General features: G+C 49.1%; 31 protein-coding genes. 23 read left to right on the plus strand and 8 right to left on the minus strand.

The window, feature by feature from the left end; translation table 11 throughout:
- Positions 1–8: 8 nt before the first annotated feature.
- Entirely contained in the window at positions 9–662 is a 654-nt protein-coding gene (comB, locus tag L5462_RS02805) for a 2-phosphosulfolactate phosphatase (protein WP_237779293.1), read from the minus strand.
- A gap of 69 nt (positions 663–731) precedes the next feature.
- Between comB and L5462_RS02810 the strand changes: the two genes are divergently transcribed.
- From L5462_RS02810 to L5462_RS02825, 4 genes are all read left to right on the plus strand, one after another.
- Positions 732–1,262: a hypothetical protein gene (locus L5462_RS02810; RefSeq protein WP_237779294.1), complete on the plus strand. Its 531-nt coding sequence runs from the start codon at positions 732–734 to the stop codon at positions 1,260–1,262.
- Entirely contained in the window at positions 1,247–2,161 is a 915-nt protein-coding gene (locus L5462_RS02815) for a methanogenesis marker 7 protein (protein ID WP_237779295.1), read from the plus strand. The genes L5462_RS02810 and L5462_RS02815 overlap by 16 nt, the downstream gene beginning before the upstream one ends.
- 4 nt (positions 2,162–2,165) lie before the next feature.
- Positions 2,166–3,212, plus strand: coding sequence for a metallophosphoesterase (locus L5462_RS02820; RefSeq protein WP_237779296.1), 1,047 nt, complete (start codon positions 2,166–2,168; stop codon positions 3,210–3,212).
- Positions 3,213–3,349: 137 nt separating this feature from the next.
- On the plus strand, positions 3,350–3,919 hold the full coding sequence (locus L5462_RS02825; protein WP_237779297.1) for a DUF134 domain-containing protein: 570 nt from the start codon (positions 3,350–3,352) through the stop codon (positions 3,917–3,919).
- A gap of 341 nt (positions 3,920–4,260) precedes the next feature.
- Here the strand turns inward: L5462_RS02825 and L5462_RS02830 are convergent, their stop codons facing one another.
- Together L5462_RS02830 and mmp10 are read right to left on the minus strand one after the other, a co-directional pair.
- Positions 4,261–5,553, minus strand: a complete 1,293-nt coding sequence (locus L5462_RS02830) for a methyl-coenzyme M reductase glutamine C-methyltransferase (RefSeq protein ID WP_237779298.1) — start codon at positions 5,551–5,553, stop codon at positions 4,261–4,263.
- Positions 5,550–6,797, minus strand: coding sequence for a methyl coenzyme M reductase-arginine methyltransferase Mmp10 (gene mmp10, locus L5462_RS02835; protein ID WP_237779299.1), 1,248 nt, complete (start codon positions 6,795–6,797; stop codon positions 5,550–5,552). Before mmp10 ends, L5462_RS02830 begins: the two co-directional genes overlap by 4 nt.
- A 67-nt stretch (positions 6,798–6,864) precedes the next feature.
- On the opposite strand from mmp10, the gene L5462_RS02840 reads away from it, so the two are divergent.
- From L5462_RS02840 to L5462_RS02930, 19 genes are all read left to right on the plus strand, one after another.
- Positions 6,865–7,092, plus strand: coding sequence for a hypothetical protein (locus tag L5462_RS02840; RefSeq protein ID WP_237779300.1), 228 nt, complete (start codon positions 6,865–6,867; stop codon positions 7,090–7,092).
- Positions 7,093–7,102: 10 nt separating this feature from the next.
- On the plus strand, positions 7,103–8,434 hold the full coding sequence (gene mcrB / locus L5462_RS02845) for a coenzyme-B sulfoethylthiotransferase subunit beta (RefSeq protein ID WP_237779301.1): 1,332 nt from the start codon (positions 7,103–7,105) through the stop codon (positions 8,432–8,434).
- A 31-nt stretch (positions 8,435–8,465) separates the two neighbouring features.
- On the plus strand, positions 8,466–8,903 hold the full coding sequence (gene mcrD / locus L5462_RS02850) for a methyl-coenzyme M reductase operon protein D (protein WP_237779302.1): 438 nt from the start codon (positions 8,466–8,468) through the stop codon (positions 8,901–8,903).
- Positions 8,904–9,500 (plus strand): methyl-coenzyme M reductase I operon protein C, encoded by a 597-nt coding sequence (mcrC, locus tag L5462_RS02855; RefSeq protein ID WP_237779303.1) that lies wholly within the window; start codon positions 8,904–8,906, stop codon positions 9,498–9,500.
- Position 9,501: 1 nt separating this feature from the next.
- Entirely contained in the window at positions 9,502–10,251 is a 750-nt protein-coding gene (mcrG, locus tag L5462_RS02860; protein WP_237779304.1) for a coenzyme-B sulfoethylthiotransferase subunit gamma, read from the plus strand.
- Positions 10,252–10,270: 19 nt separating this feature from the next.
- Positions 10,271–11,923, plus strand: coding sequence for a coenzyme-B sulfoethylthiotransferase subunit alpha (mcrA, locus tag L5462_RS02865; RefSeq protein WP_237779305.1), 1,653 nt, complete (start codon positions 10,271–10,273; stop codon positions 11,921–11,923).
- An 83-nt stretch (positions 11,924–12,006) separates the two neighbouring features.
- The gene (gene mtrE, locus L5462_RS02870; protein WP_237779306.1) at positions 12,007–12,894 is read left to right on the plus strand and encodes a tetrahydromethanopterin S-methyltransferase subunit E; all 888 of its coding nucleotides are present in this window, start codon (positions 12,007–12,009) and stop codon (positions 12,892–12,894) included.
- The gene (gene mtrD, locus L5462_RS02875; RefSeq protein ID WP_237779307.1) at positions 12,895–13,596 is read left to right on the plus strand and encodes a tetrahydromethanopterin S-methyltransferase subunit D; all 702 of its coding nucleotides are present in this window, start codon (positions 12,895–12,897) and stop codon (positions 13,594–13,596) included. It abuts the gene before it with no gap.
- On the plus strand, positions 13,596–14,399 hold the full coding sequence (mtrC, locus tag L5462_RS02880; RefSeq protein WP_237779308.1) for a tetrahydromethanopterin S-methyltransferase subunit MtrC: 804 nt from the start codon (positions 13,596–13,598) through the stop codon (positions 14,397–14,399). The genes mtrD and mtrC overlap by 1 nt, the downstream gene beginning before the upstream one ends.
- Before the next feature lie 11 nt (positions 14,400–14,410).
- Positions 14,411–14,713, plus strand: a complete 303-nt coding sequence (locus L5462_RS02885) for a tetrahydromethanopterin S-methyltransferase subunit B (protein ID WP_237779309.1) — start codon at positions 14,411–14,413, stop codon at positions 14,711–14,713.
- Between the two features lie 12 nt (positions 14,714–14,725).
- Positions 14,726–15,442, plus strand: a complete 717-nt coding sequence (gene mtrA, locus L5462_RS02890; RefSeq protein WP_013296332.1) for a tetrahydromethanopterin S-methyltransferase subunit A — start codon at positions 14,726–14,728, stop codon at positions 15,440–15,442.
- Between the two features lie 12 nt (positions 15,443–15,454).
- Complete coding sequence (mtrF, locus tag L5462_RS02895) at positions 15,455–15,661, plus strand: tetrahydromethanopterin S-methyltransferase subunit F (protein WP_013296331.1); 207 nt, start codon at positions 15,455–15,457, stop codon at positions 15,659–15,661.
- A complete protein-coding gene (mtrG, locus tag L5462_RS02900) occupies positions 15,661–15,921 on the plus strand; it encodes a tetrahydromethanopterin S-methyltransferase subunit MtrG (RefSeq protein ID WP_013296330.1) in 261 nt (86 codons plus the stop codon). The genes mtrF and mtrG overlap by 1 nt, the downstream gene beginning before the upstream one ends.
- Positions 15,922–15,936: 15 nt before the next feature.
- A complete protein-coding gene (gene mtrH / locus L5462_RS02905) occupies positions 15,937–16,869 on the plus strand; it encodes a tetrahydromethanopterin S-methyltransferase subunit H (protein ID WP_237779310.1) in 933 nt (310 codons plus the stop codon).
- Positions 16,870–17,055: 186 nt separating this feature from the next.
- Positions 17,056–18,012, plus strand: a complete 957-nt coding sequence (locus L5462_RS02910) for a calcium/sodium antiporter (protein ID WP_237779311.1) — start codon at positions 17,056–17,058, stop codon at positions 18,010–18,012.
- A gap of 5 nt (positions 18,013–18,017) precedes the next feature.
- Entirely contained in the window at positions 18,018–18,449 is a 432-nt protein-coding gene (locus tag L5462_RS02915) for a universal stress protein (RefSeq protein WP_237779312.1), read from the plus strand.
- 126 nt (positions 18,450–18,575) lie between these two features.
- The gene (locus L5462_RS02920) at positions 18,576–20,060 is read left to right on the plus strand and encodes a methanogenesis marker 14 protein (RefSeq protein WP_237779313.1); all 1,485 of its coding nucleotides are present in this window, start codon (positions 18,576–18,578) and stop codon (positions 20,058–20,060) included.
- Positions 20,061–20,062: 2 nt separating this feature from the next.
- Positions 20,063–20,692, plus strand: a complete 630-nt coding sequence (locus L5462_RS02925) for a TIGR00454 family protein (RefSeq protein ID WP_237779314.1) — start codon at positions 20,063–20,065, stop codon at positions 20,690–20,692.
- Positions 20,646–20,912: a PRC-barrel domain-containing protein gene (locus L5462_RS02930; RefSeq protein WP_010876775.1), complete on the plus strand. Its 267-nt coding sequence runs from the start codon at positions 20,646–20,648 to the stop codon at positions 20,910–20,912. The genes L5462_RS02925 and L5462_RS02930 overlap by 47 nt, the downstream gene beginning before the upstream one ends.
- A gap of 81 nt (positions 20,913–20,993) precedes the next feature.
- Here the strand turns inward: L5462_RS02930 and L5462_RS02935 are convergent, their stop codons facing one another.
- The 5 genes from L5462_RS02935 to L5462_RS02955 form a co-directional block, all read right to left on the minus strand.
- A complete protein-coding gene (locus L5462_RS02935; RefSeq protein WP_237779315.1) occupies positions 20,994–22,226 on the minus strand; it encodes a SufD family Fe-S cluster assembly protein in 1,233 nt (410 codons plus the stop codon).
- The gene (sufC, locus tag L5462_RS02940) at positions 22,208–22,963 is read right to left on the minus strand and encodes a Fe-S cluster assembly ATPase SufC (protein WP_237779498.1); all 756 of its coding nucleotides are present in this window, start codon (positions 22,961–22,963) and stop codon (positions 22,208–22,210) included. Before sufC ends, L5462_RS02935 begins: the two co-directional genes overlap by 19 nt.
- A 65-nt stretch (positions 22,964–23,028) precedes the next feature.
- Entirely contained in the window at positions 23,029–23,508 is a 480-nt protein-coding gene (locus L5462_RS02945; protein ID WP_237779316.1) for a FeGP cofactor biosynthesis protein HcgF family protein, read from the minus strand.
- Positions 23,505–24,143 (minus strand): ThiF family adenylyltransferase, encoded by a 639-nt coding sequence (locus L5462_RS02950; protein ID WP_237779317.1) that lies wholly within the window; start codon positions 24,141–24,143, stop codon positions 23,505–23,507. Before L5462_RS02950 ends, L5462_RS02945 begins: the two co-directional genes overlap by 4 nt.
- A 31-nt stretch (positions 24,144–24,174) precedes the next feature.
- The gene (locus L5462_RS02955; RefSeq protein WP_370637006.1) at positions 24,175–24,921 is read right to left on the minus strand and encodes a Nif3-like dinuclear metal center hexameric protein; all 747 of its coding nucleotides are present in this window, start codon (positions 24,919–24,921) and stop codon (positions 24,175–24,177) included.
- Between the last annotated feature and the right edge of the window lie 64 nt (positions 24,922–24,985).

Genomic DNA, 24,985 nt, shown 5'->3' on the forward strand with positions numbered 1-24,985 from the left:
AGCCTCCCTTAGATCAGCGATATCCTGCCATCCATGTATACAGGTACATTTCCTGTTATATTCCTTCTGAGGCAGTATTCAATATCACCGGCAAAACCAAGTTCCCTAAGCCTCCTGGCTGACCGGGATTTTCTTATGGCATCATCAACCATGCACCTGTCCTGGACTGCAAGTACTGAGGCCTCAGCGTACTCTTCAAGTTCACCACCAATGGCACGTATTATTTCACCGGCGCAGAGGAAATCCTCTATTGCAAAGCGGCCATTAACACCGGCCATGACCACCTCAACATCATCCGAAAGCTTCCTTGCAGTTGAAGCGACTGCGTCGAGGTTGTTGAGGCATCCCACAAGGGCCTGTGATTCAACTGACTCAAGGATCCTTGTACCGTTACTTGTGGTTAGCACAAGGACATCACCTGAATGTTTCTGCACCTCTATTGGGGAGTTGGCCAGGAATCCTGGCAGAGTCTCACCCCCACGCTCCCCTGCCACCACATAACCCATCCGTGAGTATTCCATTGCCTCCTCAACATCCCCAACAGGGATAACCTCTGTGAAACTGTCCATGGCAGCGGTTATTGTTGCACTTGCCCTCAGAAGGTCCACCATTATGCAGAGTCCACTGCCCTCCGGTTTTTCAAAGCTGAGATTTACCCTCATCAGCACACCTTATAAATGATTATAGAGAGATTTATTCATGAGGTATTTATAGACTTCACCGGTGACTCAATGAGGATTCTTACAACACCAATGTGTGAGGGCATACTAAGGATTGCAGGTGTCAGGGGGTACGATGTGACCCGTAAACCTGGGGATGAGGATGCGGATCTTTTGTTTGTGCTATCTGAGACACCAGTTAGTGGGGCGGTTAAACTTAAACTGAACACATTCCCCCAGATAAGGGATGCTATAGGAACTGTTTTCATGACTGTTCAGGATATGGACCCTGGAAGCCTCAGGTACTCATCGGTTGATGGGATAGACTTTGATGTCTGCTCACCATGGTGGCATGACCCTCAGTGGTTACGGGAGATGAACAGCAAAATAAAAGTAAGGGTTTATTCAGATTTCTTAAGGGAGATCGTGGAGGACATGGGATTCACAATTGTTGAGGGAGGTGAGGATTTCACGGTATGCCCTGATTACATGGAACTTGACTGCATCAGGGTCCCCTCACACAGGAACCTCCCAGTGGACCCTGTTAAGAGGGCTTTATTCAGGTACACGTATCTGGAGAGGAAATTATGTACGAAACTTTAACCTATCAGGGCGGTGTGCACCGCCATGAGGAGATGAAGGAACTGATTGAGGACCTCGGCGGTTTTGTGCTCCAGGAGAACATGCTTCAGATGGACCTGATACTCACACTGGCCGTCCCGATTGAGGACGTGGATAAGGTGAGGGAGAAGGCCAGGGAGCTCCTGGGGAAGGTTAAGGTTGCCCCCATGGCGGGTACCGAGATAGCTATTGTATCTCCCACCCTGGCAAGGCATCATCTCCCCCATTCTGCCTGTGATATATCAGAGTACCTGAGGAGGTACGGTGCCAAGGATAACATGATAGGCCTTGCCCGCGGGGCAGGTAAGGGGATATCCAGGATATCAGAGGATGAAAAGAGGCTCATAGAGGAACATGACCTTGCAGTTTTTGCCCTTGGAAGCTTTGAGCAGTGCATAAAGGATAAGGCCCACCTTTTCAGCGACATAAATATCCCGGTGGTCGTTACAGGGTCCCCTGAGAAGATTGACATCAGGGAACTTCCAGGTGCTGACGCCTATGTCGGGGGCCTTGGGAGGATACCCCGGAGGCTGAAGAGGGGTGAGGATATAAGGGCCCTCAGGAAACTTGTTGAGGTGGTCGAGGATATACTCGACAGGAGGAGGCGTGAAATGGCGGCAGATCCACCTCTGGTTCCCTCAATACTTGTTAAGACCGAGATTGAGAACCAGGTGCCTGCCGTTAAGGAGGTCTATTCTCCGACACCTGTAACCAGCCAGCTTGATGGGGTCCGCGTGAAGCTCAACTATGACCGCCATCATGACGAGGTAGCAGATGTGAGGGTTTCTGATTACCGGCTGGGCGACATATCTGAGATCAGGAAGTCAATGATGTACGACTACATCCTCGTGAAGCTCCTTCCTGAAAGTTCCATACTGTGATTTTATGAGGAGGGAGTTCCAGGTTCTGATATTTATCCTGATCTTCTCCTCAGGATACTATCTTCTTAATTTTACTGTCTTGGAACTTCTTGGTATGGGGATTCTGAGCCTCCCGCTGACACTTCTTCTACCAGTGGCCATAATCTCTGAAAGGGTATACCCATCCTTTATCTCAAGGGCGGCCTATGTGGTCTCAATGGTATGGGTGGGAATGGCTGTTTACATCCTCATTGGCCTCGGGGTAACCTTTGCAGCATCACTGCTTCCGGGTATACCGTTTTCACCCATTCCTGCAGCTGCCTTCTCTATCATAATGGTTTCCTATGGGTTGGTGAGGGCCCTTGATATTGAGGTCAGGACGGTTAGGATCCCCTTTCCATGCAGTGATAACCTGAGGTTTGTGCAGCTTTCGGATCTTCATGTTGGGACTGTTAGGTCCAGGGGGTTCCTCAGGAGGGTTTCCTCTCTTATTTCTGAAATTGAACCTGATGCCGTTCTCATAACAGGTGACCTCCTGGATGGTTCAAGGCCCGTTGGAGCTTCAACACTCTCCGAGCTTAAGGTGGAGGTTCCCATATTTTTTGTTTCTGGTAACCATGACACATATTCAGGGGACTTCAGGTCTGCAGTGGAGGGGGCGGGTATCCTGTGTATTGATCAGCGTGTCGTTGATTTCAGGGGTGTGCAGATTGCAGGTGCGGGTTACTCAATGAGAAGGCATTCGCTTTCCGCGATCCTTGATATAATGGAATTTGACCCTGAGAGGCCCCTGGTACTTCTTCACCACCTTCCTGTTGACTGGAATGACGCCAGGGAAAGGGGTGTTGACCTCCAGCTATCTGGCCATACACATGGGGGACAGTTCTATCCCTTCAACCTTCTTGTTGGTATGATGTTCCCCTTTATCAGGGGACTTTATGAGGATTCAGGACATTTTCTATATGTTTCACAGGGTACAGGCACATGGGGTCCACCTCTCCGTATAGGATCCTCATCTGAGGTCACGGTTATTGAGCTTATCCCATCTAGTTTGGGATTTAATGGTGATTAGGGTGTGTCAGCAAGGTATTACCATCATCTTATTATGATGGTGGCTGCTCGGCTCTGGATTATTAGGAGTGGCTTTCCAGGGTTTCTGATCACATTATGAGAACCTTTAAATACAATTTTTGAATATATATTCAAAACATGGCTAGGCCGAGAAGATACAGAAGAATTCTGGGAGAACCCCTTGTGGCTGCATTTTCCCCGGAAGACAGTGAAAAAGAAAATGAGGTTGAGATAACCCTCGATGAATTCGAGGCTGTCAGGTTAAGGGACTACCATGACATAAAACAGAAAAAGGCAGCTGAAATCATGGGCATATCACAGCCAACATTTCACAGGACACTGAAATCTGCACGGGCCAAGATAGCAGAGGCCCTGGTAGAGGGCAGACCAATAATACTGAAAGGGGGTGATTACATCACAGACAGGAGAAGATACAAGTGCATGGACTGCCAGTTTGAGTGGATTTCACCTGGGGGGAAATACAAGAAGTGTCCAGACTGTGATTCAGAAAACATAACACTGGTGTCAGCAGATACACTACCAGGGATGGGAAGGCGTGGCTCCGGAAGAGACCATGGCTCTCAAATTGGAGCACAAGATGTCTGCAAATGCATTGAATGCGGATACGAGGCACCAAAAACACCGGACATTTCATGCAGAATGGAGAAATGTCCCGAGTGCAGAGCACCCATGTACGGGTCCCATTGAAAATTTTGATAATAGGAAAGGCATGGATTCAGCGATTTCTTTAACATTCCTCTGCAGACCAACATCTAGATCTTAAAGTGACAATCTCAATTGACCGAATTTAACCGGACACACTCTGGTTCAGGTATGACTCAATTTGCGGATCAGAGGGCCATATTAACGTGATTCAACCGGACTTTGGCAGTTCTCAATTCTTATATGGATGAAAAGCAGGGCATTATTACAAAGAGGATTTGTCACACAATAAAACAAGATTTGATGCTGATCTAGCCCCGTAGTCTCATGGCTATCATTCTGATACATGATTCTTTTCTCAAAAACCAAAACCTAAATGTGGTCACCTACAGTTTCTGCTTCAACATACGCGTAACAGTCTCTATATGTTCCTGCTGTTCACGGGACTCCTTCTGAAGTGACCTCAGGAGTTCATCGGTCACAGGGATGGGCACGCTCCTGAATACATATGAATCAAGCATGAAACTGAAGGCCCTCTCCTCAGCCAGACTCCTGAACTTCCTGTCGGATGGCTCCATGAATACAGGGTTATCTTCATCTTCAAGCTCCTTAACCTCATCACCAAGTTCCGTGCCGGGTATCGGTTCAGCGATGCTCACAAAGTAGTCATCAAGCATTAGTTCATCTGCAAGTTCCAGGGTCTCCTCATAGTCCCTTTCACCTTCACCGGGATACCCCACTATGAATGACCCTGCAACCTTCAGATTATGTTCCCGGGCAAGTTCAACAGCCTCAATAACATCCCCGGGTTTGATGCCCTTCTTCATCCTTTTAAGGATCCTCCTGCTCCCTGACTCTATACCATAGAACACCCATCCATTGGTGTATTCTGATATGGCATCAAGGATCTCAGGGGTCACCATATCCACCCTTATATCGGGCACTGTAAGATTCCGGGGCCCTGTGATTTCACTTATACCGCTGAGGAGCTCAGTGAATGCACCCTCATCAACACCCCTGAATCTGGTGCTTCCATAGAGTGTTCCGGTTCCCCCGCTTATTGCAAACCTCCTGGCCCCGGATTTCTTTAGTTCCCTGACCTCCCTTATGATGTCCTCTAGGGGTCTGCTGCGGACCTCACGGCCGAAGAATTCCGGGACCTGGCAGAATGTGCAGTTGCCGGGGCAGCCCCTGTGGGTTTCAATGTAGACACTGGCACCCCTTATGTTCTCCTGTGAGATATCTGCAGGCACAAGTGGGAGGGCCCTTTTCATGGAGCAGCGGGTTGGTTCATTGATCATAAACCCTTCAGGAGATTTAAATGCTGCTCCAGGCATTTCAGATGCATCCAAACTTCCAGCTGCAACCTCCATGGCCATGCCCACCTTATCCTCACCCTCGCCCTGGACTACAAGGTCAACGTCGAGGTAGCGGAGCACAAGTTCAGGGGCCATGCTCACAGGACCCCCCACCACCCTGAAGCCCCCCATACTATTAATAATATCCCTGTACCTCAGAAGGTGGATGGTTGACTGGAGGCTTATGAACACCACATCTGCGCCGGCACCATCAAGGCCCTTCCTGAGCTCAACGCTGTAGCCAAGGTCCCTCAAAACACCGGCAATCAGCATTGAACCGTAGGTATAGTGTTCGGGTGTTAAAACAACCACACGAGTCATTCAGAAGCACCGAAGAAATTTATGGCCTGTATAAGTTCATAGAATGCTTCCATTTCCCTCTCTATAACATCATACTGGGACAGCGTACCGCTCATTTCACCATCGACGGTTAGTCTTTCAGGACCCCTTATGACTATCCGGTCGGTACCATCGCGGCTCAGAATCTCCCTTGCCTGCATTTCATGGACAAATGCCCGGCCAGGGATTATCACTGTTTCCTTAAGTTCGCTGAGGTCCACCCCCTCAAGGTCCTTCCTGGTGATGAGGCATGCTATGTCCTTTTCAACACCAACAACGTTCACCATGTCATCTGCCCCAAGGTTTCTTATTATCCTCCTTATGTAGGGGGCTGCAATGGATCCTGTGATTATGGTTGCCTCACCCCTGATTTCAGGGAGGATCTCAAGGTACTCCCTGCTTGAGTCATCTGCAAGGACAAATGGGGTCCCGTTCTCAGGGTCGCAGACAGGAGTCCCTGTAACCCTGATATTGAACTCCCGGTCAACCATCCTCACAAGGTCCTCAAATTCCTGGACCGTGTGCGGCTCTACACCCTCAATTATTGGCTCATTGCCGAGTATCAGCCCCTGGTGCTCATAGTTTGCGAACCGCATCATTATGAATCCGGTGGCCCCCCATTCCTCAAGTCTGGAGCAGGTTTCAAGGAGGTCATCCCCATCATTCACACCGGGTATGATCACTGCTGCAGCGTGAACCTCACAGGATTCACAGAATATCCTGAGGGCTTCAAGTGCATTTTCAGCGTTTCTATCACGCATCCACTCCCGCCTCAGGAGGGGGTCAGCTGAGAACACCGTGAAGGTTACCTCATCCACACCATTCCCTATGAGCCTGGATGCCATTTCAGGGTCATCCATGCCCTTACCGCTCGTGTATCCAAGGTGTATCGGGATCCCAAATTCACTCAGCCCCGCTGTCAGCTCCTCAAGGTGGGGGTAGCAGCTCACATCACCCCCACCACTGATGTTTATCTTCAGGTCCTTATCCTGAATGTTCTGCATCATAAGTGTCGTCTGCACATTACCCATGACAAGGAATGGGGGTAAAAATTCCTTTCCCTTCTCTGCAACATCCATTCCACAGGTCTCACAGCCCACCCGCCCCGGGGAGCAGTTCCTGCAGCCGAAGGGTTCAAAGTCCCCAACTTTCCTGAAGTAACAGTATCTGCAGAATCCCCTGCAGTCCTTGCCGGGTATACCGCCCAAATCAGCTATTATCTGCATGTCCCTCTTTCTGTGTCCCGCCTTAAATATAATTTATTACCCTGCAGCCATCATACCGGTGGCGGGCATGATCATAAAAATCAACGCAGCCGTACAAAAAATCCATAAAACCCGAAGAAAACGTGTTGATACATATAAATCTTTCGACTTGATTCAGAAAGAAATCTTAATTAATTATGATCAAGTTAAATATGCACCGTATACTAAAACGGGTGTTTTAACACCCTCCAAGGGCCTTCTTGCCTTTCCTGAAAAGGGGGGTCTTGGATATTTAGTATACGGAACTGATTGTTAGGAGGGAAAAAATGGCGAAGTTTGAGGATAAGGTCGACTTGTACGATGACAGAGGCAACCTCGTCGAAGAACAGGTGCCATTAGAAGCTCTAAGTCCATTAAGGAACCCCGCCATTAAAAGCATAGTGCAGGGGATTAAAAGGACAGTGGCTGTGAACCTTGAAGGTATAGAAAACGCCCTGAAGACAGCGAAGGTCGGCGGACCTGCCTGTAAGATAATGGGCCGTGAACTCGACCTCGACATTGTCGGGAACGCCGAGTCAATAGCAGCCGCTGCAAAGGAAATGATACAGGTAACTGAGGACGACGACACCAACGTCGAACTCCTTGGCGGAGGTAAAAGGGCACTCGTACAGGTCCCAAGTGCAAGGTTCGATGTTGCAGCAGAATACTCTGCAGCACCACTCGTAACCGCCACAGCATTTGTCCAGGCCATAATCAACGAGTTTGATGTTAGCATGTACGATGCTAACATGGTTAAAGCAGCCGTTCTGGGAAGATATCCACAGTCTGTGGAGTACATGGGGGCAAACATAGCAACAATGCTGGACATTCCACAGAAACTGGAAGGCCCAGGATACGCACTCAGGAACATCATGGTGAACCATGTTGTTGCAGCCACACTCAAAAACACACTCCAGGCAGCAGCACTATCAACCATACTTGAACAGACAGCAATGTTTGAGATGGGTGATGCTGTAGGAGCATTTGAAAGGATGCACCTCCTTGGACTTGCATACCAGGGAATGAACGCAGACAACCTGGTCTTTGACCTTGTTAAGGCCAACGGTAAAGAAGGTACAGTTGGATCAGTAATAGCAGACCTGGTTGAAAGGGCCCTGGAAGACGGTGTCATAACAGTTGAGAAGGAACTCACAGACTACAAGGTCTACGGCACAGACGACCTTGCAATGTGGAACGCCTACGCAGCAGCTGGACTCATGGCAGCCACAATGGTTAACCAGGGTGCAGCAAGGGCAGCTCAGGGTGTATCATCAACTCTGCTCTACTACAACGACCTCATAGAATTCGAAACAGGACTTCCAAGCGTGGACTTCGGTAAAGTGGAAGGTACAGCTGTAGGATTTTCATTCTTCAGCCACTCCATCTACGGTGGTGGTGGACCAGGTATCTTCAACGGAAACCACATCGTTACAAGGCACAGTAAGGGATTCGCTATACCCTGCGTGGCAGCCGCAATGGCACTGGATGCAGGAACCCAGATGTTCTCACCAGAAGCAACCTCTGGACTCATAAAAGAAGTATTCAGCCAGGTTGACGAGTTCCGAGAACCACTCAAATATGTTGTGGAGGCAGCAGCTGAGATTAAAAACGAAATCTAAATAATCTCTCAGAACTGGGGGCAAAAAACCAATGGACGTTCAGATATTTCCTCACAGGCTGCTAGGGGCTGACACCACAGAGAAACTCCTTAACCGCCTTGAGGACATCCACGGCGTTAAACGAATGGTGATCCACGGACAGAGACTACCACCAGAGGACCACCCTGACAGGCGCATAATCAACGTAAAAGGCCAGGAATTTGAACTTCAGGTTAAAACTGGCCGTGTGCTGCTTGAAGTGGAGGACGAGGAGACAATAACGGATATCAAGAGGGTTTGCGAGGATCTCCTGCCCTTTGGATATGATGTTACTCCCGGCAAATACATAAGAACACAGAAGACCGTCACAGACGAGATAAAGTACGGCGAGAACCTTGATGAGATTCCTGATGAACTCATAGGTCTCACGGATCAGAACGCCAGGCTCAGTGAAAGGGCCACAATAATAAAAAAGAAGAAGGAGCATTAGATGATCGGAAAGTGCACTCACGTGGTTGACTGTAGAGAGACAATGGGTATGGGTGAAGGTGGAGGAATAGCCCAGAGGGGCACCTTTGCCCAGTGCGGAAGTGAAGTTCTGGCAGTGGCAATGTCACCTGGCAGGCGCCACATAACCAAGCCTGTCTGTGAGATAACATTTGCCCTGCGGGAAGCAAACATAATGACAAGTACTCTGGTACTCAACGCAGGTGCAGGGGTTCCACAGGATGCTCCAAGTGCCGGTGCAGGAAGCCTCTTTGGATTAACACCTGCTGAAGTCGAGCAGATGAAGCGGCACAGACTCCTTGTGGTACACCTTGGCGGAGTCAAGAACCACATCACCTACAAGGCACGCCTCATACTCAGAAACGTTGACCGTCCATGCATAGTCATATGCGAGTACCCGGTTGACTTTGAGGACTTTGCGAAGATAGGTGTCAAAACCAGGGCCGTAATGCCGGATGAACCAAAAACCAGGGGAACAATCGTTGACATCGTGAGTGGAGTTATTAGAGGAGAAACCTGTCCCCAGGAAAAACTGGATGAGATTATAAGAAAGGTTAAGTTAGCTTTAGGAGGTGCATGATATGGCACAATACTATCCCGGAACAAGTAAGGTTGCTCAGAACAGAAGGAATTTCTGTAACCCTGAATATGAACTTGAAAAACTGAGAGAAATCTCAGATGAAGATGTAGTAAAGATTCTGGGTCACAGGGCCCCAGGGGAAGAATACCCAAGTGTTCACCCACCACTGGAAGAGATGGATGAACCAGAAGACGCAATAAGGGAGCTCGTGGAACCAATAGACGGTGCAAAGGCCGGTGACAGGGTACGATACATACAGTTCACAGACTCAATGTACTTCGCCCCAGCCCAGCCATACGTACGATCAAGGGCATACCTCTGCAGGTACAGGGGTGCAGACGCAGGTACACTCTCAGGACGTCAGATCATAGAGACCAGGGAAAGGGACCTTGAAAAGATATCCAAGGAACTCCTTGAAACAGAGTTCTTTGACCCTGCAAGGTCAGGTGTCAGGGGTAAATCTGTCCATGGACACTCACTGCGTCTCGATGAGGACGGAATGATGTTCGACATGCTCAGAAGGCAGATCTACAACAAGGACACCGGCAGAGTCGAAATGGTCAAAAACCAGATCGGTGACGAACTCGACGAACCCGTGGACCTTGGTGAACCACTGGATGAGGAAACCCTGATGGAAAAAACAACCATCTACCGTGTGGATGGTGAAGCCTACCGTGATGATACAGAAGCCGTGGAGATCATGCAGAGAATCCACGTTTTAAGATCACAAGGAGGGTACAACCCAGAATAATCCGGGGGAGGTGTAGATTATGGCTGACAAATTGTTCATAAATGCTTTAAAGAAAAAATTTGAAGAATCCCCTGAAGAGAAGAAAACCACATTCTACACACTTGGTGGCTGGAAACAGTCAGAAAGAAAAACCGAGTTTGTGAACGCTGGTAAAGAAGTGGCAGCAAAGAGGGGCATACCCCAGTACAACCCTGACATAGGTACCCCACTTGGTCAGAGGGTGCTCATGCCCTACCAGGTTTCAACAACCGATACCTATGTTGAAGGGGACGACCTCCACTTCGTAAACAACGCTGCCATGCAGCAGATGTGGGATGACATAAGGAGGACCGTCATCGTCGGTCTGAACCACGCCCACGCTGTTATAGAAAAGAGGCTGGGTAAGGAGGTTACACCTGAGACAATAACCCACTACCTTGAAACAGTGAACCACGCAATGCCCGGTGCAGCTGTCGTCCAGGAGCACATGGTGGAAACCCACCCTGCCCTGGTGGCAGACAGTTACGTCAAGGTATTCACAGGTAACGACGAAATAGCAGACGAAATCGACCCTGCATTCGTCATAGACATCAACAAACAGTTCCCAGATGACCAGGCAGAAGCCCTCAAGGCAGAGGTTGGAGATGGAATCTGGCAGGTCGTCAGGATCCCAACCATAGTTTCAAGGACCTGTGACGGTGCAACAACCTCAAGATGGTCCGCCATGCAGATAGGTATGTCCATGATTTCAGCCTACAAACAGGCAGCAGGTGAAGCCGCAACAGGTGACTTCGCATATGCTGCAAAACACGCTGAAGTTATACACATGGGTACATACCTGCCTGTGAGACGTGCAAGGGGTGAAAACGAGCCTGGTGGTGTACCATTCGGTTACCTTGCCGACATCTGTCAGAGCTCAAGGGTCAACTATGAGGACCCTGTCAGGGTGACACTGGACGTTGTGGCAACCGGTGCAATGCTCTACGACCAGATCTGGCTTGGATCATACATGTCAGGTGGTGTCGGATTCACACAGTACGCTACAGCAGCATACACAGACAACATACTTGACGACTTCACCTACTTCGGTAAGGAGTACGTGGAGGACAAGTATGGACTCTGTGAGGCACCAAACACCATGGACACAGTCCTGGACGTTGCAACTGAGGTCACATTCTACGGCCTTGAACAGTACGAAGAATACCCAGCACTCCTAGAGGACCAGTTCGGTGGATCACAGAGGGCAGCAGTCGTTGCAGCTGCAGCTGGATGTTCCACAGCATTCGCAACAGGAAACGCCCAGACAGGTCTCAGCGGATGGTACCTCTCAATGTACCTCCACAAGGAACAGCACTCAAGGCTCGGATTCTACGGTTACGACCTCCAGGACCAGTGTGGTGCATCCAACGTCTTCTCAATAAGGGGCGACGAGGGACTGCCACTGGAGCTTCGTGGACCTAACTATCCAAACTACGCCATGAACGTGGGACACCAGGGTGAATATGCAGGTATATCACAGGCACCACACGCTGCCCGTGGAGACGCCTTTGTATTCAACCCACTGGTGAAAATAGCATTTGCAGACGACAACCTCGTCTTCGACTTCACCAACGTCCGTGGCGAATTCGCCAAAGGTGCTCTGCGAGAGTTCGAACCAGCCGGTGAAAGAGCACTCATAACACCCGCAAAATAGATTAACGAAGGTGCATTACACAAACTTTTTAAGTGTAATGCACCTAATTTTTTTTATTCAAAAAAATAAAAGGAGGAAGAAATATGGACCCTATGATAACAGGTTTAGGTGTTGTAGCTCTCATGGGTGCAGCTGCAACCATAGCAGGAGCCGCAGAGGACTTAGAGTCTGACGTAGGATCCCAGAGTAACCCCAACTCACAGGTTCAGCTGGCACCACAGATGGGACACCTGCACCGAATAATCAACAAGGCCGTTTCAGGGGAACCCGTTGCCTACGGAACCTGGTGCGGAATTGCTGGTTCAGTTGCATTTGTCCTTATAAATTCAATGCAGCTACCTGTGATAATGGCCATTGCAATCGGTGCTGTAATCGCTGCAATGGTACACACAACCTACGCTGTAACATCCCACATGGGACGAATTGTCAGCCAGTCCCAGTTCAACCAGCCACTCTTCATGGACATGCTGGTTCAGCATTTAGGCCCAATTGCAGGGCATGGCTTTATTGTGACATTCTGTATTGTAGGATTATCATATCTCATGACATTACCAATCCCTGGATTTGCACACCCATTCCCACTGCCACTTCTTGCAGTGCTATGGGGTATAACAATAGGCGCAATCGGTTCATCAACAGGGGACGTCCACTATGGTGCTGAAAGGGAGTACCAGCAGTACCCATTCGGTGGGGGTATACCTGTTGCGATTCACGGTGACATAACAACAAAGGCAGAGCTTGGAGCAAGGAACTCAATGGACGTTGTTCATTTCTGTGCAAAGTACGGCGGACCGCTGACAGGATTTGCATTCGGCGCAATAGTATTCCTCAGCTTCTGGAACACAATAGTCTTCGGCATAACCGGCGGAATAATATCCGGTCTCATAATAGTCTTGTTACTGATAATCCTCAACAACAGGCTTGAAGTCTCTGCAAGGAACAAATATGGACCATACAAGGAGGAAGAATAAATGGATCCATTATTACTGATAGGAGCTATAACCGCTGGAGGAGTACTCATAGGTGGAGGTGTACACTTCGTACCTGTGGGTGGTGCACCAGCAGCTATGGCAACAGCAACAGGTGTGGGTACCGGTACAGCGATGCTGGCTGCAGGTGCGGGTCTTACAGGACTCATAACCGCCGCAGCAATGACCGGACAGTCACCCCTCATGATAATGGCTGCCGGTGCAGTTGGTTCAATGCTCATGATAGGTATCACCATGCTGGTGGGTAACCTGATCTATGTTTATGGTGTTGGTACCGTTCCAGTATCTGCAAAGGTCAGTGTGGACCCAATAACAGGCATGGAACAGGAAAAATACGTCACCCCCGGTACCGAGGGCCATGGTCTTCCAACGGTCTGTTTTGTCAGCGGTATAATTGGAGGAGCCCTCGGTGGAATCGGTGGTGGGCTCATTTACTGGGCACTCAACGAGGCCCTCAAGACCCTGTCATATGGTGCAATGGGTGCTGCGGGTATTGCAGCAATCTTTGCCGTAGGTATATTCTTCATAAACGCGGTTATTGCATCATATAACATTGGAGGTACAATAGAAGGTTTCCACGATCCTAAGTTCAAGAGGATCGGCAGAGGAATAATTGCATGTCTCATAGCCTCCATTGTTGCAGGGGCCCTTTCAACATTACTCGTATACGGAGGTGTCTTCTAATGTCAGTAGCAGCTGGAGGACCGGCCGGCGCAGCCATACCTGAGAGCAGGCTCATGGCACTTGGAATACTGGGCGGACTTGCAGGCATATATGCATCCGCAGTTAACCCGGTCATAGGACCAGTTCTGGCCTCCCTTGGAGCAGTCTGTGCAATAGTATGGGGTGCAGACGCCATAAGGAGGGTTGCAAGTTACGGTCTCGGTACCGGTGTGCCATCAATCGGGTACATGTCAGTTGCAATAGGTATAGTTGGTGTGGTCGCTGGACTGGCATCAGCGTTTGTGGTACCTGCCCTTGCAGTACCTGTTGTTGCACTGATACTGGCAATGATACTGGGTGTGGTTGTGGCTGTACTGGGTAAGAAGATAGTTAAGATGAAAATCCCAATCCTCGAGAAGTGCACTGCCGAGATCTCAGGTGCAGCAGCACTTTCAGTCCTTGGATTCTCAGCAGCCATTGCAGGTAGCTACACACTGCAGGCAATGCTCACATCAGTCATAACAACAGGATTCATAGGCCTGCTATTCATACTCAACACAATGGCGATTCAGCACCCATTCAACGCATGTCTAGGTCCAAATGAGAACCAGACAAGGACACTGAAACTTGCAGCATCAACAGGGTTCATATCCATGGCCGTTGTGGGCCTACTTGGAATAGGGCTCAACCCTGGCTGGTGGGTTGTTTCACTTGTCGGTGCACTCTGCTGGATACTGGCATTCAGGGCATTCGTGAGCGCATCCTTCGAGGAAGCAGCATCCGTGAAATGGTCAGGTCTCTGGCCTAAGGAGGAAGAGCACTAGGAGGCTTCAAAATGGAAATGTTACCACTTGTTAAGATCGCTCCGGAATACAACCTGACCCTTGATCCTTCCACCGGTATGATAGGGGCTGCCCTTGGAAGGGAAGTCATAATATTATCCATGGATGAAATAAACGAACAGATAGCTGCATTAGAGGCTACAGCAGATGATCTGATTAACTCACTGGACCCAACAACCGTCCCTGAGGGTTCCTACCCTGGAAGGGAAGGAGTATACCTGACAGCAGGTAAACTCACCAACATGGTTTACGGGTTCATACTTGGTCTGATCATCCTGTTTGCCCTGCTCTTATAGGAGGTGTTATAAGTGGTTGAAAAGAAATCACCTGCTGAAGGATGGCCTGTGGTCAACGGTGACTACATCGTGGGCGACCCTGAAAGTCCTGTGGCTGCCACCACCCTCGCCTCTCACATTGAGGACATACCTGTTGAGGCAGGAGCTGCCATCGCAGGGCCATGCAAGACAGAGAACCTCGGAATTGAAAAGATGATCGCAAACCTCATATCCAACCCCAACATCAGGTTCCTTATACTCTGCGGTTCAGAGGTCCAGGGACACATCACAGGTCAGAGTATAGAGGCCCTGCACCAGAACGGTGTGGACCCTGATAAGAGGAACATCATCGGTGCAACCGGTGCCATACCATACATTGAGAACATACCTGATGAGGGTATTGAGAGGTTCCAGAAACAGCTCGAGATCGTCAACCTCATAGACGTTGAGGACGCCGACGCCATCAAGGCCAAGGTCAAGGAATGCATTGAGAAGGACCCTGGTGCATTCGAAGAAGAGGCCATGATCATAAAGGTCGAGGAAGGCGGAGAAGAAGAGGAAGGCGAAGAGGTCAAACCTGTGGCACCAGAAACAGCCCTCATTGAGGCCAGAATGAGGAACATCCAGACACAGGTTAAAATGATAGGTTCCACCAACAGAATGTTCGCCGGTATGTACTCAGGTAAGGTTCAGGGTATAATGATAGGTCTTGCCTTCACCCTGACACTGGGCATACTTCTACTGGTCTAGGGAGGCTTCCAGATGATTATACTATCAAACAAACCCAATATACGTGGCATTAAAAACGTTGTAGAGGACATAAAATACCGAAACCAGCTCATCGGTAGAGATGGCAGGTTATTTGCGGGTCTCATAGCCACAAGGATTTCAGGTATAGCCATAGGATTCCTCCTGGCTGTCCTCCTTGTTGGTGTGCCTGCAATGATGAGCATATTAGGGGTGATCTAATGTCAGAGGAAGAAAAAACCACAATACCCCGCGTACTTGTCTCTGCTGATGAATTCAACAAGGCCAATGAGAAGCTGGATGAAATCGAGGAGAAGGTGGAATTCACTGTCGGTGAATACTCACAGCGCATAGGACAGCAGATCGGTAGAGATATTGGTATTTTATATGGTATTGTGATAGGTCTGATTATCCTTGCAGTAACCAACATACTGTTTGCAGGATTGTTAAAAGGACTTTTAAAATCCCTATTCGGACTATAGCTTGGAGGTTTACATATGTTTAGGTTTGATAAGGAACAGATCGTACTGGACATAGCTGGAACCAAAATTGGTGGTCAGCCAGGAGAGTACCCAACCGTATTAGCGGGAACAATATTTTATGGTGGACACAGCATCATTGAGGATGAAAAGGCAGGTGTCTTTGACAAGGACAAGGCAGAGGTCCTTATAAAGACACAGGAAGAGATGTCCGACGTCACAGGTAACCCCCACATTGTACAGACCTTCGGTCAGACACCTGAGGCAATAGTCAAGTACCTGGAGTTCGTAGGGGATGTGACAGACGCACCATTCTTCATAGACTCAACATCAGGTGAGGCAAGGATCGCCGGTGCAGAGTACGCCAGTGAAGTTGGCCTTGAAGACAGGGCCATCTACAACTCAGTCAACATGGCCGCCGACGAGTCAGAACTTGAGGCACTCAAGAACACAAAACTATCAGCTTCAATCGTCCTTGGATTCAACCCAATGGACCCCACAGTTGAGGGTAAAATTGGAATCTGGGAAGACGGTGCCGGTACAATAGACAAGGGTCTTCTTGAAATGGCCGCTGACTGTGGTATCGACAAGTACCTCATGGACGTTGCAGTCACACCACTGGGTCAGGGCGCAGGTGTTGCTGTGAGGACATCATTTGCGGTTAAGAGCAAATGGGGATACCCTGTTGGTAGCGGTATCCACAACGTGCCATCAGCATGGGACTGGCTCCGTGAGTACAAGAAGGAACACAAAGAAGCCTGGCCTGTATGTGACGTTGGATCCAACCTGATCCAGCAGATGGCCGGTGGTGACTTCGTACTGTACGGTCCAATAGAAAACGCCAAGATGGCATTCCCTGCCTGTGCAATGGCTGACATATTCATAAGCGAAGCAGCCAAGGATATAGGTACCGAGGCTGTGGAAGACCACCCATTCTTCAAGCTGCTCTAGGAGCAGCCAGAAATTTCCTTTTTTTTTCGACTGTTATTATTACTAAAAAATTTATTTTTATTATAATGAAATGATTTAAATAGAAGAATACGGCAACATATTTCCGACACAAAGCTTTAAGTGTCAATATGCAATTAATATACTGGTCTTGAGGGAATGGAAGAAAGTTTTTTCAGTGGTGATAACTTGCTTGAAAGGGTATTGATTCTTATAGCAGCACTGGTGGTTTCACTTATTCTGGTTATAAAATCTGCAGATATCTTTGTGGACAACCTTGTGGATCTTGGATCCTCACTGGGCATATCTGAAGTCATACTGGGTGTTACAGCATCTGCCATCGGAACGTCATTGCCTGAGTTTGGTTCAGCACTTATAGCTTCACTCTCAGGCAGCACAGACATAGGGGTGGGCTGTGTCATAGGTTCAAACATATGGAACATTGCAGGTATACTTGGGGTATCTGCACTGGTGGCAGGTGTCATAGAGACAAACGCCGATGGTCTGAAGAGGGACTTCAGCGCGACCCTCATAACAGGGTTGATACTCCTGTTTTTCATGTTCTTTGGGAATATAGGGAGACTGGCAGCGGTTGCAATGGTCCTACTCTACTCTGTTTACCTGTGGCGCCTCATAAAGGCCCAGAAATCTTATTCTGATGAAAATTCGGATGACACTGATAGGGAACCACTTGACCTTAAAAAACTTGCCCTGACGGTTGTAGGGTTCACAGGTCTTGTTATAGGCTGCAGAATCCTGGTATACAGTGGTGTGGAGCTTGCAGACATTGCAGGAATACCCGCAATGATAATGGGTCTCTTCACACTGGCCATAGGTACAAGTATACCTGAACTTGTGGTTACACTATCATCTGCGGTTAAGGGTCTCCATGAGCTCTCAATAGGCACGGTTCTTGGAAGCAACACCTTCAACATACTTGTGGGTATAGGTGTCCCTGCACTCATAGCCCCTGTACCCGTTGAACCACTCTCACTCAGCTTTGATGCACCGGTCATGATATTTGTGACGGTACTCCTGGTGCTCCTTATAAGGCAGGGGGACATGAAACTTAAAAGGAGTGGGGGTATAATTTTACTTGCAGTATACATATCATACGTTGTTATGAGACTCTTTGTACTGGCGTGATTGAGATGTACAGGAAAATTCTGGTTCCAACAATGGGAGAATACATGGACGAACTCATAGAGCACACCCTGGACCTCCTCCACGGGAGGGAGGCGGAGGTTATATGCCTCTACGTGGTTGATACCTCTGTCCCCTTCCTAACACCAAAGAAGGTTAAGGAGATGATGGTTAAGGAGCTAACAGAGCGGGGTAAGGAGATCCTCAGGGACATGGAGAAGGGACTCACAGGTCCAGAAAACCCCAACGTGAAGTTCAGGGGGGTCATGCTCGAGGGTGACCCTGCAGATGAAATAGTTAAACTTGCAGAGGAGGAGGACGTGGACGTCATCATAATGGGTACAGGCAAGAGCCTGGTTGACAAGCACCTCCTTGGCAGTGTGTCAGAGAAGGTGGTGCACTACGCACCCTGCACCATACACCTGGTGAGGACGGTTTAGTAAGATGCATTAAAGTCCACCAGACGCCACCTCTGAATACCTTTTATTCTTTTTCATCTGGATTTATTCATAAAATTTATATTATCCCCCCGGATACAATATTACATTAAATCAGGGGGTAAGCAGTTGTCATTTTTGAGCAGACTATTCGGTCCAAAGCCAATTATTGCAAAAAGCAGATTCATAAGTATAGAGGATACAAAAACGGCACCATTCACAAAGAAAACCGTGGGGTCCGGGTACTCAATGCGGCCGGATGTCTACTACATAGTGGCATCGGTTGAACTGGGCAACACGACAACCAAGTGCATCCTTACAGCCACGAACCTCAACACAAGCAGAACATACCTCCTTGATAAGACCGTGAAGATGACCCGTGACATAAGACCCCCGAAGGATGGCGAGGAGGTATTCGGTAAGACGGTATGGGGTGTTGAACTCACAAAGGAATCTGTCTCTGAACTTGTGCGGGATACAATACATGAGTCCCTCAGAAGGGCTAAGGTTGACATAGAAAAGGACCTTGACTTTGTGGTAAGATCAACTGGTGTTACAGCAGGCTTTGGGTCACCTGAGGAGGTGGGTAAACTCATAATAGCACTTGCAGACGGTTGTCTCGCAGCAGGAATACCCCCAAGGAAAATGGCCCCCGCCCTCTCAATAGAGAACATCCCCAAACGCCTCAGGGACTTCTCATACCTTGACAGGGTCATATTCGATGGTGCGGTTGCAAGTGTCATACCCCCAACAGGGAGGGAGGTCGTTGCAAATGAGATGGAGGGCGAACTTGTAACTGCAGGTATCAAGGTGGGCTCAAAGTGGACAACGGTTGATTACAGAAACCCCTGTGTCTCCCTGGACTTCGGGACAACCCTCGCCGGCCGAATAGTCAATTCCGACGAACCCTACGCAAGGACCGTTGGAAACTTCTGTGGCCTTGCAGGCGCAATATCCGACGCCATAATCAGGGGAACTGAAATGGTGGACTGCAGGGGCGGTGCTGCACTTGACCTCTACAAGAAATCCGTGCTGAAGGGCGCCAACTGGAAGAAGGCCAGGAAGCACGCTGAGATGATACACGATGAGATAATCGATATAAGGAAGGTACCTGTCAACAGGAAAAGGTTCGGGACAGTCCCTATGGATACAGAGGCTGCATACAGCGCGGGAACAACACTCATAGGGTGCGACGCCGGTAAGAATGGTGATAAACTTCAGGAACTAACAGAGGTTGGTCATAATATCTACCAGGAGGACGGCATACACACCCTCTTTGCCACACTGGACCATGTAAGTGCACTGATAGTCAAGAGGCTGATAGATGAGGCCTTTGATGAGGGTGTCATCGAGGAGGGCTCGGTCCTTGGAGTTACAGGAAGGGCAGGTATAACAGGCACAAAACCCAAACTCATACTGGAATACGTGGCTGATCGCTTTAAAGACTGCATATTTGTATCCGATGCCCTTGCACTTGGGGCGGCTGTCATGGCGAGGTGCATGAACTCCATGGGAACACCCCACACCCCCCTCGGCGGAAGGCAGAACGGCCCATGCATACTGGGAATGAGAAGAAAGCTCCAGTCAAAGAAAGAGGATAAATGGATTGAATAATCATGCTGGCCCTTGTAATGGCTGGTGGGAAGGGAACACGTCTGGGACTTGAATGTGAAAAACCCCTCCTCGTGATATCTGGAAAGCCAATGATAGATTATGTCCTTGATAGCCTTGATTCTTCCGGTAGTATACATGAGATAATCGTTGTAACAAGCCCGAACACACCCCTCACAGAGGAACATGTAAAGGGGAGGTACGCCGTATTCAGGACATCAGGGAGGGGTTACGTTGAGGACCTCCGGGAGATCCTCTCACACCTTGAGAAGTTCCGGAATGAACCTGTTCTGGTTATAAATGCAGATCTACCACTGATCTCCCCATCAACCATTGACTGGATAATAGGGGAATACCTGTCAGGTGGTGAGGAGGCCCTCTGCGTGGCTGTACCTGAAAAACTCTGCAGAATGCATGGACTCGAGTTTTCAGATTCAATGGATGGATTAGTACCCTGCGGGGTAAATATATTAATGAGTAAAAACAGAGTACAAGATCAGAGGATCCTTGAGGTTTCCATGCTGGAGCTGGCAGTAAACATAAATAGCTGCAGTGATCTGCATGTCCTGGAAAAATTAGGTGAGAATGATGGAAGAGAAGAAACTCATAAAAGGGGAAGAGAAGTACTGGAGTGAAATAAAGGGTTACCAGGTTGCAACCAACAATGCACGCATCCTTGGGGAACTTGAGGAGCTCATAATCAACGATAAAACAGGGAAGATAACCGACGTTGTCATTAAGGTTGACAGCGGGAGAAACGTGACAGTCAAGGGCGCCAAGAAGAAGGGTGACTATCTGCTTGTCCCATTCGGAAAGGTTGAGAAGGTTGGCGAGTTCATAATAATCGCAGAATAACCACTTAATTTTAATACTGCCCTAAATTAACTTATTCTTCAGAAAAATAAGCTGTATTGCTGGATATCTGGTCCAGCAATATCACATACCCTTGAGACTCATATCAAGCATTCTCTTTGTTTCAGCCGCCAGTTCAGGTGGAAGGCCAGTTATATCCATACTCAGGAATCCCCTCACAATCATTGAGGCAGCCTCATCCTCTGTGAGACCCCTTGATGTTAGATACAGGACCTCCTCCTCGGCTATCTTACCAACCGCGGCCTCATGTGATATCTCAAGCTCCGTTGCACTTCCCTCGAGTTCAGGGACAGCGTATATCATGGAGTCATCTGAGAGGACAAGGCCATGACATTCAAGGTGCCCCTTGACATCAGGCACACGACCAGCCAGGTGCCCCCTTGAGTATATCTGGGACGAATCCTTTGAGACTGCACGTGAAACCATCTCTGCACTGGCTCCCCTGCCCTCAAGGATGACCCTTGATCCCATATCAAGGACAGAGTCCTTCTGCCCACCAAGTATTGACTGGAAGACAACCCTTGAATTCTCACCGCTACAGTAGGCTGTTGGGTAGGACTGGATGCTCTTCACGGGGCTTGTGAGTATGTAGTTGCTTATGTATGTTGCATTATCACCCACCATTATACCGGTACGTGGGCGCACCTCAACCTGTTCAGCCCAGTTGTGGACCATGGTGAATGTTATCTTGGCACCTGGCTTGAGGTAGAACTCGGATACACCAACGTGCAGCGCTGAACTCACATCCTCACCTGTTGCACAGCCGGTTATTATGTGGAGTTCCGAGTTCTCCTCGGCGATTATGATATTGTGGGCCGTCTGCATGACTCTTTCATCACCTATGAACATGCAGGCCTGAAGGGGGAAGACCTCCCGTGCACCGGGCTTTGACCTTATGAAGTAGCCACCCATCTCTCCCTCAGCTTCCCTGAGGGCAGTTGTGGCTGTGTACTTGTCGGTGTCAACTGCGACAGCCTTCCACATGTAGTCCTTTAGCCAGCTGTACTTATCAAGGGCAACATTCATGCCCATTATCTCGATTGACTCTGAGGCGCATGTTGTGCAGATGCCTGACTGGTCAACCTGTATGAATGTACCTGCACGTTCCCTCTCCTCAGGGTCCACTCCAACCTTGAGGAGCGTCTCCTGGACCTCCTTAGGAACCTCCTTGGCCCTTGTCACCTCCTCGTGTTCACCGGCCTCCTCCCTTATGAACCTTTCAAGGTCGATGTCCTCTCCGTAGAGTGCCTTTTTGTCCTTTGCCTTCTCAGCCTTCTTCAGTGTATCCCGCAGCATTCAACACACCCCTTGAATCCATCCTTCCTTATATCCTCAATTATCTCCTGGGGGTTACCTGAACATGCAATGCGACCGTCCATGAGGACATGGGCAGTATCGGCATTCACAAAGTTCAGTATGTATCCCAGGTGGGTTATGAGGAGCCCTGCCTTCTGCCTCATGCCGGGCTTCTTGTCCTTGTCCAGCAGGACGTTAATCTCCTCTGCAAGGAGTTCAACGTTCTCTATGTCAACACCGGAGTCGGGCTCGTCAAACATTATGAAGTCAGGTTTCTGCGCAAGGAGCTGGAGGATCTCGGACCTCTTCACCTCACCCCCGGAGAATCCAAGGTTAACATCCCTTTCAAGGAAGCTTTCATCGAATTTCATCTTCGCTGCAAGTTCCCTGAGCTCTGGTGTCAGCTCATCCTCTGTTTTGAGGCCACTTTCCACCTTGAGGAGGTCCATGAGCTTCACACCCCTTATGGAGGGCGGGTTCTGGAAGCTCACACCTATACCCATCCTGATCCTTTCTGTTGTGGTCATATCAGTTATATCCTTTCCTTTGAACAGTATCTGACCATCTGTGACCCTGTACTTTGGAAAGCCGAGGATTGTCATAAAGAGTGTGCTCTTCCCTGAGCCGTTGGGTCCCAGGAGGACATGTGTCTCACCCCTGTCTATGTAGAGGTCTATGTCCCTGAGGACCTGTTTTCCGCTAACCTCAACCGCAAGATCGGTTATTTCAAGAAGCAGTTAAACCACCACCTATTTTTTCCTTGTACATAGTATAACGTGAATACAATAAATAACTTCTGATATTAAGGGGTGCTGATAAAGGATTCAAATAACTCCAGCGCCCTTCTGATCCCTGATTTCTGTCTTGCAAGGATCACATTCGGGTCCGAAAATCTGAGGTCCGCCTCCACATCAGAGTTTATAACCTCCTCCCTTTCATCTGATACAACGGCAATACCACCCCTACCTGTACCTGCAGTTGTACCTATACCTATATCCGAGTCTGTTAGCCTTCTGACAGAGCGGGCCATCATGAGGGCCACCCTTTCATCCTCCTTTTCGGTGTAAACCTTTATGTCATTGAGGGTGGCGGTGGGCTTAGGAGGCTCAAATCTGAGGATGCTACGTACACCTGAAAGTGTGGGTATGAAAAGACCCGCCACAAGTGAGACCTCAGTATCAACCCTCCACCTGTACTTCATGGGGTAACCCATGGAGTAGGCGTGTATCTCCCTTGCAACAATACCATGGGTGAAGCACTCTGCGGTGGCAACCCTTATCACTTATGAACACCCCGGAGGAGTTTGAGTATCTCTGCCGTCATAACCCCTGAGACCCTGTCAAGGACGTGGGGTGTTACAGGCTCCCAGTCCCTTATGAGTTTACCTGTACCCACAAGTATGTGCTCCTGAATACCCTCAGCCTGCAGATAGGCTGCAATGGGGTTTTCAGGATCAGCTTCCCCTATATCAACCACTAAGACGTCCTCTTCACCTATCCCGAATACACCCATGGTGCTGATGGTGGCTGCGCCCCTCTTCTGGGCGTATCGGATTATCTCTGCGGTGATGGGCAGCGTATCACCCCCAGCGATTTCCACACAGACCACATCCCCGCCTATGAGGTTCAGGTTGTCCCCTGTGATGTACTCTGGTATGCCCTTAACGGTCCTTGAAAAGCCATCGGAGGCGAGGGATTCAATGAACTTCACCTTATACTCCCCTATTTCCGCCCCCATGAGGCGGAATATCAGGTCATCTGCAGATACCCTCTGGCCGTCGATGACATTTATCCTTTCAGGGCCCCCACGGTGGATCTGCATGAGGTTGAGGGCGGTGCGGAAGCCCAGTCTCCCAGCGCCAACCAGTGTAACCTCCCCATGGGGCACCTTTTTACCTTCAAGTTCAGAGATCTCCAATCATATCACCAGCCTTGTGAAAATCAGTCTCTTAGAATGTTTCATAGCGGTACTCTATCCATGGTGTACCTGTATCAATAATGTCCACCACCAGTCCGAGGTCCTCTATCATATCGCGGAGCCTCAGGAGTCCAGGCATTTCCGTCGCATGGTGACCTGCATCAATGAGTGTCATGTTGAGGTTTCTTGCAAGAACCGCTGAGTTATGGGTGAGGTCACCTGATAGATAAACATTGGCTCCCTCAGAGAAGGCCCTTTTTATGAGGCCACTGTCTGAGAGACCGAAACCTGATACAACAGCCACCCTTTCCAGGTATTCTCTGGGGTTTACTACCCTCAACGTCCCTGGTCTCAGATCACATGTTCTTTCCATGAGTTCCTCAAGTGTAAGATCCCCACGACATATGCGTCCCAGTCCGGTTTCAGGGTCAAGGAAGGATTCAACGTCCAGTCCAAGGGTCTCTGCAAGGGCATCACAGGCACCACCATCGGCAACGTCCCAGTTGGAATGTGCGACGTAGTAGGGAAGCGGAGGTTCAACCTGGGGTGGGTGGTGGAGGACCAGGAGATCATATCCATCCACAGGCACATCCTCCAGATAGTCCATGAGCACGAGGACAGATTCAACCTCAATTTCAGGGCCATGGTACCCTATCCTGTCACCTGGAAGTGCAAGTTCAGGCGGTGCCAGGCTCTCCATGAACTCTATAAATGACTTTATTCTGATGGTATCACCTTTGGATATGGGGGTGGGCAGTTTGTGGTTTTTGGTCTGGATTCTATTCCGATGGTATCACCTTTGGATATGGGGGTGGGCAGTTTGTGGTTTTTGGTCTGGATTC

The organism is Methanothermobacter sp. K4 (assembly GCF_022014235.1).
GTDB lineage: Archaea > Methanobacteriota > Methanobacteria > Methanobacteriales > Methanothermobacteraceae > Methanothermobacter.

Bases quoted from the DNA above. Each gene is read 5' to 3' on its own strand.
- mtrD (WP_237779307.1), top strand. From the start codon at position 12,895: ATGGATCCATTATTACTGATAGGAGCTATAACCGCTGGAGGAGTACTC.
- mcrD (WP_237779302.1), top strand. From the start codon at position 8,466: ATGGACGTTCAGATATTTCCTCACAGGCTGCTAGGGGCTGACACCACA.
- mtrG (WP_013296330.1), top strand. From the start codon at position 15,661: ATGTCAGAGGAAGAAAAAACCACAATACCCCGCGTACTTGTCTCTGCT.
- mcrC (WP_237779303.1), top strand. From the start codon at position 8,904: ATGATCGGAAAGTGCACTCACGTGGTTGACTGTAGAGAGACAATGGGT.
- mtrC (WP_237779308.1), top strand. From the start codon at position 13,596: ATGTCAGTAGCAGCTGGAGGACCGGCCGGCGCAGCCATACCTGAGAGC.
- L5462_RS02925 (WP_237779314.1), top strand. From the start codon at position 20,063: ATGCTGGCCCTTGTAATGGCTGGTGGGAAGGGAACACGTCTGGGACTT.
- L5462_RS02810 (WP_237779294.1), top strand. From the start codon at position 732: ATGAGGATTCTTACAACACCAATGTGTGAGGGCATACTAAGGATTGCA.
- comB (WP_237779293.1), bottom strand. From the start codon at position 662: ATGAGGGTAAATCTCAGCTTTGAAAAACCGGAGGGCAGTGGACTCTGC.
- L5462_RS02930 (WP_010876775.1), top strand. From the start codon at position 20,646: ATGGAAGAGAAGAAACTCATAAAAGGGGAAGAGAAGTACTGGAGTGAA.
- mcrB (WP_237779301.1), top strand. From the start codon at position 7,103: ATGGCGAAGTTTGAGGATAAGGTCGACTTGTACGATGACAGAGGCAAC.
- L5462_RS02815 (WP_237779295.1), top strand. From the start codon at position 1,247: ATGTACGAAACTTTAACCTATCAGGGCGGTGTGCACCGCCATGAGGAG.
- L5462_RS02825 (WP_237779297.1), top strand. From the start codon at position 3,350: ATGGCTAGGCCGAGAAGATACAGAAGAATTCTGGGAGAACCCCTTGTG.
- mmp10 (WP_237779299.1), bottom strand. From the start codon at position 6,797: ATGCAGATAATAGCTGATTTGGGCGGTATACCCGGCAAGGACTGCAGG.
- mtrF (WP_013296331.1), top strand. From the start codon at position 15,455: ATGATTATACTATCAAACAAACCCAATATACGTGGCATTAAAAACGTT.
- mtrH (WP_237779310.1), top strand. From the start codon at position 15,937: ATGTTTAGGTTTGATAAGGAACAGATCGTACTGGACATAGCTGGAACC.
- L5462_RS02935 (WP_237779315.1), bottom strand. From the start codon at position 22,226: ATGCTGCGGGATACACTGAAGAAGGCTGAGAAGGCAAAGGACAAAAAG.
- mtrE (WP_237779306.1), top strand. From the start codon at position 12,007: ATGGACCCTATGATAACAGGTTTAGGTGTTGTAGCTCTCATGGGTGCA.
- L5462_RS02885 (WP_237779309.1), top strand. From the start codon at position 14,411: ATGGAAATGTTACCACTTGTTAAGATCGCTCCGGAATACAACCTGACC.
- L5462_RS02820 (WP_237779296.1), top strand. From the start codon at position 2,166: ATGAGGAGGGAGTTCCAGGTTCTGATATTTATCCTGATCTTCTCCTCA.
- L5462_RS02915 (WP_237779312.1), top strand. From the start codon at position 18,018: ATGTACAGGAAAATTCTGGTTCCAACAATGGGAGAATACATGGACGAA.
- mcrG (WP_237779304.1), top strand. From the start codon at position 9,502: ATGGCACAATACTATCCCGGAACAAGTAAGGTTGCTCAGAACAGAAGG.
- mcrA (WP_237779305.1), top strand. From the start codon at position 10,271: ATGGCTGACAAATTGTTCATAAATGCTTTAAAGAAAAAATTTGAAGAA.
- L5462_RS02840 (WP_237779300.1), top strand. From the start codon at position 6,865: ATGATCATAAAAATCAACGCAGCCGTACAAAAAATCCATAAAACCCGA.
- L5462_RS02830 (WP_237779298.1), bottom strand. From the start codon at position 5,553: ATGACTCGTGTGGTTGTTTTAACACCCGAACACTATACCTACGGTTCA.